General features: G+C 74.7%; 6 protein-coding genes. 3 read left to right on the top strand and 3 right to left on the bottom strand.

Annotated features, from left to right (window positions below; genetic code table 11):
* Positions 1-398, top strand: a 398-nt coding sequence (locus ACRX5S_RS35270) for a metallopeptidase family protein (RefSeq protein ID WP_436777296.1), incomplete at its 5' end; no start/stop codon positions are given.
* 85 nt (positions 399-483) lie between these two features.
* Here the strand turns inward: ACRX5S_RS35270 and ACRX5S_RS35265 are convergent.
* The 3 genes from ACRX5S_RS35265 to ACRX5S_RS35255 form a co-directional block, all read right to left on the bottom strand.
* Positions 484-1,953, bottom strand: a complete 1,470-nt coding sequence (locus ACRX5S_RS35265; RefSeq protein ID WP_436777295.1) for a DUF5719 family protein — start codon at positions 1,951-1,953, stop codon at positions 484-486.
* Positions 1,950-5,870: a glycosyltransferase gene (locus ACRX5S_RS35260; protein WP_436777294.1), complete on the bottom strand. Its 3,921-nt coding sequence runs from the start codon at positions 5,868-5,870 to the stop codon at positions 1,950-1,952. Before ACRX5S_RS35260 ends, ACRX5S_RS35265 begins: the two co-directional genes overlap by 4 nt.
* 313 nt (positions 5,871-6,183) lie before the next feature.
* Positions 6,184-6,438 carry a WhiB family transcriptional regulator gene (locus ACRX5S_RS35255; RefSeq protein ID WP_436777316.1) on the bottom strand — a complete coding sequence of 85 codons (255 nt, stop codon included), beginning with the start codon at positions 6,436-6,438 and terminating at the stop codon, positions 6,184-6,186.
* Positions 6,439-7,334: 896 nt separating this feature from the next.
* On the opposite strand from ACRX5S_RS35255, the gene ACRX5S_RS35250 reads away from it, so the two are divergent.
* Together ACRX5S_RS35250 and ACRX5S_RS35245 are read left to right on the top strand one after the other, a co-directional pair.
* Positions 7,335-7,901, top strand: coding sequence for a cysteine dioxygenase (locus tag ACRX5S_RS35250; protein WP_436777293.1), 567 nt, complete (start codon positions 7,335-7,337; stop codon positions 7,899-7,901).
* A 212-nt stretch (positions 7,902-8,113) separates the two neighbouring features.
* Positions 8,114-8,482 (top strand): rhodanese-like domain-containing protein, encoded by a 369-nt coding sequence (locus ACRX5S_RS35245; RefSeq protein WP_436777292.1) that lies wholly within the window; start codon positions 8,114-8,116, stop codon positions 8,480-8,482.
* The last annotated feature ends 33 nt before the right edge of the window (positions 8,483-8,515 follow it).

Below are 8,515 nucleotides of genomic sequence, written 5' to 3'. Positions count from 1 at the left end.
GGCGGCGCCGCCGCGACCGGCACGGCCGGGGGATGCGCGGCCCGTTGGCGCCGCGGCCGGTGCCGATCGCGCTGACGCGCGCGGAGAAGTTCGACGACCTGGCGTCCGATTCGGTGGAGCGGCTGACCAAGCGCTGGCCGGAGCTGGAGCGGGTGCGCTTCGCGGTGCTGGACGTCCCCGAGGCGGAGACCGAGCTGCTGGCGGACGAGCCGGTGGCGCTGGGGCGCATGGTGCCCGCGACGGCCGACGAGACCGCGATGATCATCCTGTACCGGCGTCCGCTCGAACTGCGCGCGGAGAGTCGCAGCGAGCTGGAGATGCTGGTGCACGACATCCTCGTGGAGCAGGTCGCCGACCTGCTGGGGCTGGACCCGGACACGGTCGACCCGGACGACTGACGGGCGTACGCCCCGGGTCTGCGCGGTCCCCTCGGCCGCACGCGGCCCCACCGGATCCCGAGGGCGCCCGGCGGGGGTCCGCGGCCTACTTCTTCTTCGGGGGCTCCGGGCTCTCCTCCGGAACCATGATCGACATGTCGCCGGACACCGTCGGCAGGGCGACCGTGTCGCGCGCGGACGTCGCGCCCTGGACCGTGAACATCGGGACCTTGTCCATCTGTTCGGCCACCATGCGGGCGGCGTGCACCGGCCCGGTCCCGGCGACCGGTTCGACGGTCAGCGCGAACTGCGCGGCCCCCCCGGGCACCGGCGCCGGGACGCCGACCGTCGTGCCGGCCGGGATGTCGACCTCGGCGGTGGCCGGCTCGGCACCCGCGGTCGAGGTCAGCTTGACCTTCGCGGCCCCCTGAGGCGCCGTCAGGAACACCACGCTGCTCAGCGTTCCGCCCGCGCGGTTGTCGGGCAGCACGGCGCGGCCGGTCAGTTCGGGGGTCGCGGCCAGGTAGGCCACGTCGGCCGCGTCGCCGGTGCCGCGGGTCACGCGGACGCCCACCAGCACGTCGGCGCGTGCCGCCGTCAGCCGCAGCGCCGATGCCTCGCCCTTGGTGATCTCGCCGAGGTCGACCTCGGTCACCTTGCCTCGCTTGACCAGCGCGCTCTCGAATCCGGCGGGCTTGAAGGTGCTGGCCTTGCCGACGATTTCGATGTTCACGTCGGTGTCGGTGTCGCTCGCGCCGAACAGCACCAGGCGCACGTTGGTCGCGTCCTGGGGCAGGCCGGGCACCACGAACGAACGACCGCTGCCCGCGGCCTGCGGGAGCCAGTCGTTGCCGCTCACGCCCTGCTGGTCGCGTACCGCGGCGGCGATGCGGCCGGAGCGGGTCAGCACGTGCACGGCGACCACCGGCACGTTCGGCGCGAGCGGCTTGAGCGCGATGTTCTGCGACTCGCCCGGCGGGAACGTCAGGCCGCGCACGCCCTCGGCGGCGATCGGCCCGTCCGGCCCGTACAGCTCGACGTCGACCTGGGCGGCGACGTTGGTGCTGTTGGTGAGGTAGAGGTACGCGTCGCGCGTGTCGGCGGTCGACGTGCCGACGAACCACTGGTCGGTGCCCGGGGCCTGGCACTGCACGCCGGCCAGGCCGCGGCCCGCGCCGTTGCCGAGGCGCGTGGTCGCCTGCGCCGAGAAGCCGGGGGCGAAGGCGCCGTCGGCGGTCCAGCCGACCGCGGGCACGTCCTTGCCGTCGATGGTGACCGCGCCCGGGCGGCCGGGGGCGTCGAGCTTGCCGCGCTCGGCCTTGTCGCCGACGTTGGCGAGTTCGGCCTCGCCGCCGGTCGCGGAGCCGTTGCCGGGGCTGAAGGCGGTGTACAGCGTCGAGGCGCCGTCCAGGGTGCGCACCTGCGGGCAGGTCGCCTCGGCGCGCTCGACGGGGACCTGCTTCGGCGGCGCCGCGTCGGCGGCCCGGCTGGTCGACGGGCGCGTGAGCGTCGCGAGCCCGACGATCACCGCGAGCACGGCGACCGCGGCGGCCAGGGACATGGTCGTGCGCTTCACCGGGGGCCTCCGGGTCGGGGCGGCTGCTGCGGCGGCCACGGGTCGTCGTCACCGGCCTGGCCGGGGGGCTGCGGCGGGTACGGGGGCGGCGTGTTCGGGTCGTACGGGGCGTACCCGGGCTGTCCGGGGTCGTCGCCGTAGCCCTCGTAGCCGCCCTGCGGCGCACCCGACGGGTCGTAGCCCTGCTGCGGGTAGCCGCCCTGGCCGTAGCCGGACGGGTCGTACCCGCCGTCCTGGTAGCCCTGCGGGTAGCCGGACTGCTCGTAGCCGGGGGCGTACGCGGGCTGCTCGTAGCCGTACGTGCCCGTGTCGTGCTCGGCGCCGGGGTGTCCGCCCTGCGCGGGCACGCCGTCGGCGTAGCCCCCTTCGCCGGGCAGGCCCTCGCGGGGCTGGAAGCCGCGGGCGTAGCGGCCGAGGTCCCAGTCGTCGTCCGGAGCCGCCTCGGGCTCGGTGGCCGTCGCCGCGCCCGGTGTCGACGGCAGGAAGAGCGAGCCGGTGTCGGTGCCGGTCGGCGTCGGGTCGGGCGCCGCCGTGCCCTCGGCCTCGGCGGCGGCTCGGGCCCGGCGGGCCCGGCGTCCGCCACCGGGCAGCGTCGCGGACACCTCGGAGACGCCGGCCTCGCCAGTGCCCTGGGCGGGGATGCCCGCGGCCCGGCGGCCGCCCGCGCCGCCGGAGTCCGGCAGGTCGTCGTCGGTGCCGCGGCGCCGGGCGGGCATCGCCAGGATCACCACGACCAGGAGCAGGGCGCCCTGGGCGATGAGCCAGACGTTGCGGCTGCCGCCCTCGTACGTGACGGCCAGTCGGCCGCCGGAGGGCGGGAGTTGGAAGGCCTGGCCCCATGCGCCGTCGCCGCGGGCGGCCGCGGGGGCGGGCTTGAGCGGGCGGCCGTCGAGGGTCGCGCGCCAGCCGGCGTCGGGGCGTTCGGCCAGGTTGAGGATGCGGCCCTCGGGACCGGGGTCGATCCGGGTCGCGACGTCGTCGGGGCCGGAGGCGACCGGGACGGACGTGCCGTCCGGCTGCGTGATGGTGACCCGCGCGGTGGTGCCCTCGACCCGCCACAGCGTGGTGCCGTTCTCGGCGGACTTGCGCAGCAGGCCGGGCGTGCCGTCGAGGCGGGTGATGACCGCGGGGTCGGAGGACGGCTGCACGAGGATGTAGCGGATCGCGAAGGCGGACAGCCCGTGGGCGTCGGCGCTGCCGGTCCCGGACAGGAAGGCCGCGACGTACTCGTCGAGCGCCTTGTGGTCCCCCGGCTCGGGGGCCACGTCGGCGTCGCCGAGGTAGACGCCGCTGCCGCGCACGAGCGTGGCGCTGACCGCGCCCGACGGGTCGGTGCGCAGGACCAGCGTGCGGGCCCGGTCGGAGTTGGAGTTGTCGGAGGCGATGAAGGCCGGGACGTACGGGCCGCTCTGCCGGTCCAGCGGACCGGACGCGCCCTGCCACAGCCACGCGCCGGCGGCGGCGACCGGGGTGACGGCGGCGATGACCGCGACGGCCACGGCGGCCGGCTGGCGCCAGCCGAAGCTGATCGCGGTGACGCGGGCGCGGGCGTCCTCGGCGCCGACCATGGCGGCGGAGACGTACCCGAGTCCGATGACGATCGTGGCGACACCGGGCCAGGCGGGGACGGCGGTGCCGTCCGCGGGGGCGGTGACCTCCATGCGGCTGACCGCGATCGCGACGAGCAGGCCGACCGCGGCGACGGCCCAGCCGGTCAGCACCGCGCGGCGGCGCGAGTCGCGCAGCAGTGCGGCGAGGGCCGCGAGCAGCAGCCCGGCGCACACGACCCAGGGGATGGTTCCAGGGCCGCCCGGGTCGAGCATCATGAGCCCGAGCGGGTCGGCGCCGTGCTCGGACAGGCCCTCCGGGGCGAGGCCCGGTTCGAGCAGGAGCCGGTCGCGGCTCAGCAGTTCGAGGGACCACGGGACGAGCAGGCCGATCGGCACCGCGAGCATGATCAGCACGCGGGCGACCAGGCCCTTGCCGAGGGTCCCGGCGAAGTGCGCGGCGGGCAGCGCGGCGAGGGCGAGCACCGCGGCGATGACCCAGGTGAGCGGGACGAACGCGACGGCGAAGGAGAGCGCGAGGCCGGTGCCCCAGGCTGCGCGCCAGGACGCGGGGAGCCCGCCGAGCCCGACGACCTGCACCGCTCCGCGCGCCACGATCGGCGCGACGACCAGGACGACGGCGGTGCCGATGCGGCCCTGGGCGACGGCGCCGGTGGCGACCGGGAGCAGCGCGTACACCGCGGCGCCCCAGGCGCGCACGAGGCTGCCGGCCACGAGCTTGCGGGCGCTGAGGTAGGCGGTGATGCCGGCCAGCGGGATGCTGCCGATCAGCAGCACACTGACGGCCGTGCCGACGCTGCCGAACATCACGACGCCGAGTGCGCCGACGATCGCGAGGTACGGCGGTGCCGCGGCGTCGCTGCCGAGGCCCACGCCGTGCCAGCTCTCGGTGAACCGCGAGATGAGGTCGCCCGCGCTGTCCGGGACGGGGAGCAGCGCGCCGCCGAGCAGTCGGCCGCCGGTGAGGACGTCGCGCGCGGCCGCGAGGGTGACGAGCAGGAGCAGCACGGTGAGTGCGACCCCGGGCCGCTGCACGACGGCGCGCAGCCGGGCGAAGTTCTCGACCTCCAGGTCCTCGGCGTCCTCCGAGGTGGGGCCGCTCTCCAGGACGCTGTTGCGGGCCCGGGCGCCCTCCGGTTCGACGCGGCGGCTGATGCTGCCGATCAGCGAGTCGAACGCCTGCCGGACGCTGGCGCCGCGCGGCGGGAAGAGGTCGCGGAAGTCGGCGTCCTCGGCGACCCGGGTGCGGGCCCGGGCGCGGCGTCCGGAGACGACGCGGAAGGGCCGCAGGAGGACGGAGTAGACGCCGATGAACTCGTCGAGCGCCATGCGCGGCAGCTTGCCGACGAGGTACCCGAAGACCCGGACGATGGTGCCGAAGAACAGCCGGAGCCAGGTCAGCGGGAACGTCTTGCCGGGACAGTTGGCCAGCAGCATGTAGACGGCGCCGGCCCGGTCCACCCGGTGCGGGTGGTCGGTCGCGCAGTCGATGGGCCGCCGCTCGCGGGTGGCGGCCTCGGCGTGCAGGACGACGGCGTCGGGCACGACCACGACGCGGTGTCCGGCGGCGTTGGCGCGCCAGCAGAAGTCGGTGTCGTCGCGACTGAAGGGCAACTGGGGGTCGAATCCGCCCAATTGCTCCCATACATCGCGTCGGACGAGGAGGCCCGCGCTGCCGACCGCGAGCACGCCGCGGACCGCGTCGTGCTGGCCCTGGTCCTGCTCGCGGCGCTCCAGCCCGGTCCAGCGGCGGCCGCTGCGGGCGACGGTGGTGCCGACCTCCAGGAGCCGGCGCCGGTCGTACCAACTGCGCACCTTGGGGCCGAGGACGCCCGCGGAGGGCAGTTCGTCGGCGGCGCGGAGCAGCAGGTGGAGGGCGTCCGGCGCGGGCTCGCTGTCATCGTGCAGGAGCCACAGCCACTCGACGAGTTCGTCGGACCGGCCGCCGGGGTAGGACTCGTCCGGACGCCCGAACGAGTCGGGTCCGTAGGGGTCGTTGGCGGCGGCGTAGCCGTCGGTGGAGTGGACCGTCGAGTAGGGGAGCGAGGCGGCGTCGGCGACCGGGACCGTGCGGACGGCGTCGGCGACCGCGGCGCCGAAGGTCGCGGTGCGGTCGGCGCGGATCACCGAGGTCGGCCCGAGGGCGTCTTCGAGGAGCCGCGGCGTGGCGTCGGTGCTGCCGGTGTCGACGGCGACGACGCGCTGCACGGGGCGTTCCTGGCCGAGGAGTCCGGTCAGGGTGCCGGGCAGCCAGCGGGCGCCGTCGTGGGCGACGAGGACCGCGGTGACGACATGTCTCGGGTACGCCGGCGCGTGCGCATAGGCCGACTGTTGCGTGAAAAGTGGCATCAGGGTTGAGGACCCCGGGAGGCTCGGGAGCGACGGCGGAGATCATCCAGCACCCGGCTGGACGGCCCCACACTACGCGACCGCGGCCACGGCGCCGGGGCGGTCCGTGATGCCGGCCCGGGATCGGCAGGTTCCCGGGCGGGGTGGTGCGGTGTGTTGTGCCGCGGTATGCGCGGTCTGTCGCACGGTCCGTCGAGCGGTTTGCCACACGGTACTTCGGGCGGTCCTCGGAGCGGGCCGCACGCGGTCCCGCGGGCCGTCCGCGGTACGGCGGTCCGCCGCGCGGGCGTCCGGCCGTACGCCTGACGGCGTGTCAGACCGCGCGCTTCTTCAGGCGGCGGCGCTCGCGCTCCGACAGGCCGCCCCAGATGCCGAACCGCTCGTCGTTGGCCAGGGCGTACTCAAGGCATTCGTCGCGGACCTCGCAGGAAAAACAGACCTTCTTGGCCTCGCGGGTCGAACCGCCCTTTTCCGGAAAGAAGGACTCCGGGTCCGTCTGGGCGCACAGCGCCCGCTCCTGCCAGGTGAGTTCCTCCTCCCCTTCCAAGACGCCGTCCTCGACCAGCATCTGCAAGAGCTCGCCCATCGCGTGCCTCCTCGACCCTTTTTACGTCCCCGTTATTTATCCGTGACTGGCAATGGTCACAGCATGTGTGAAATTACAAGCGCGTCGTTACTGTCCCGTCAAGCCGAGCTCTGCTATTGGAGCCCGGATTCACCCCCGGGGACCACACCACCCCACGGGTTGGACGTATTCCACCAAACACGGACATATCAATCAACCCAAGTTCGCTGCCGGGGCTCCTCGCGCGCTACCCCGTGCATTGCTCCGGTCACGCCTGCACCCTCCGGACCCAGCCCTCCGATGCCGACTCGTAATGGACCTACGCGTCGCGCGCTCGTCAGGGTTCCCCGCTTCGCAGGAAAATCTCACCGGAATGACCGACGTCACAGCGGACAACCGCGCCGGCAGACCAGCCAGGCGACATGTCAGGAAATCACTCCCCCACCGCCCTCTTTTTCAACCCTCGCAATACTGCCGCCTTCCCAACGTCACCCGAATCGGCGAAGACGACCGGTTGTCCTCACCCGCCCGGCGCACCCCGAGTTGACAGACCCCCCAGGTTGCGGGTGTCCTTTTCGTCATGTCCGCACACCGCATGCCGCTCCGGAGTCGCCCCGCCGACGTCCGTCGGATCGCCGCTGCGCTGTGTTGTCGCACCCTCTGTACGAGCTGAGGGCGACCTTCCCGTACGCCCTCGCCGCGCAGGCGGTGCCCAGGACCAGGTACGTCCGGGACATCCCACCGGTTCGAACCCGCGGTGAACTCCCGCGGCCCGCGACGCCATCCGCGTCCGGCCGCCGGGCTCCCGCCGGCGCCTCGGCCGCCTGCGCCCACGGATCCACTCCGAACCGCGCGGCGGCCTCCCCCGCCGCGCCAGCGCTCCCGAGGACTTCCCGCGCATGTCCAGTGACATCACGGTCGCCGGCGACCCGCTCGCCGCCCCCGCACACCTCGCCGTTCCGCCGGCGCCCGTCACCCGTCCGACCGTCGCCCGGCTCTCCGGCCTCGCGACCCGCCACGCCGCCGAGGTCGCGGCAACGCTCCACACCGTGGAGTACGAGCCGGTCTCGCGCTGGTACCGCCTGCTGCACTCCGCCGACGACCACGAAGTCTGGCTGCTGAGCTGGCTGCCCGGCCAGGGCACCGGGCTGCACGACCACGGCGGCTCGTCCGGCGTGTTCACCGTCGTCGCGGGCGAACTGCACGAACGCTCGCTGGTCGTCACCCCGCTGCGGCGCGCCGGGGCCCGCGAACGGGTGCTGGGCGCGGGCGCCACCCGGGTGTTCGGGCCGTCGTACGTCCACGAGGTCACCAACGTCGGCACCGAGCCGGCGGTGAGCGTGCACGTGTACGCGCCGCGGCTGACCGCCATGACGATGTTCGAGGCGGACCACGAGGTCCTCTCGCGGCCGGGCGGCGAGCCGCTGCCGCGGTTGCGCGTCGAGCGTTCGGGAGAGCACTGGTGACGTCTGCTTCCACGGGGCCGGGAGGCGGGGCTTCGGGGTTCCGGGCTACAGCGGGGTCGGCGGATTCCGCGGGTCCCCCGGGCGCTTCGCGTTCCGCGGGGTCGGCGGGGTCGGCCGGGTCGGCGGGGTCGGCCGGTTCCGCGGGTGTGCCTGTCGGGGACGCCGCGCCCTCTCCGATACACCCCGGCACACCACCCGTTCGGCCGACACGCGTGGACTCCCTGCTCGCCTCGGCCCGTTCGCGACTCACCCGGGTCACGGCACGCGAGGCCTTCGAGGAGGCCGCGCGCGGCGCGGTACTGGTCGACACGCGCAACGCCGGGCAGCGCGCCGCCGACGGCGTCATCCCGGGCGCGCTCGTCGTCGAACGCAACCACCTCGAATGGCGCTTCGACCCCGAGGGCGACGCGCGCCTGCCGCAGGCGACCGGCTACGACGCCCGGGTGATCGTGCTGTGCGACGAGGGGTACGCGTCCAGCCTTGCCGCCGCGTCGCTGCTCGACCTCGGCCTCGTGCGCGCCACCGACATGATCGGCGGCTTCCAGGCCTGGCGGGCCGAGGGGCTGCCGGTCGAGGACTGACCCCGCCCGGTGCGGCGGCGGTACGCGCGTACC

This window comes from Yinghuangia sp. YIM S09857 (assembly GCF_051388915.1).
Taxonomy (GTDB): Bacteria; Actinomycetota; Actinomycetes; order Streptomycetales; family Streptomycetaceae; genus Yinghuangia.
The sequence above is the reverse complement of the archived record's forward strand: the minus strand, read 5'-3'. Positions and strand labels throughout refer to the sequence as shown.

What these genes read in the sequence shown, in the direction of transcription:
- ACRX5S_RS35255 (WP_436777316.1), bottom strand. Translation starts at nt 6,438, where the DNA reads ATGCTGGTCGAGGACGGCGTCTTGGAAGGGGAGGAGGAACTCACCTGG.
- ACRX5S_RS35260 (WP_436777294.1), bottom strand. Translation starts at nt 5,870, where the DNA reads ATGCCACTTTTCACGCAACAGTCGGCCTATGCGCACGCGCCGGCGTAC.
- ACRX5S_RS35250 (WP_436777293.1), top strand. Translation starts at nt 7,335, where the DNA reads ATGTCCAGTGACATCACGGTCGCCGGCGACCCGCTCGCCGCCCCCGCA.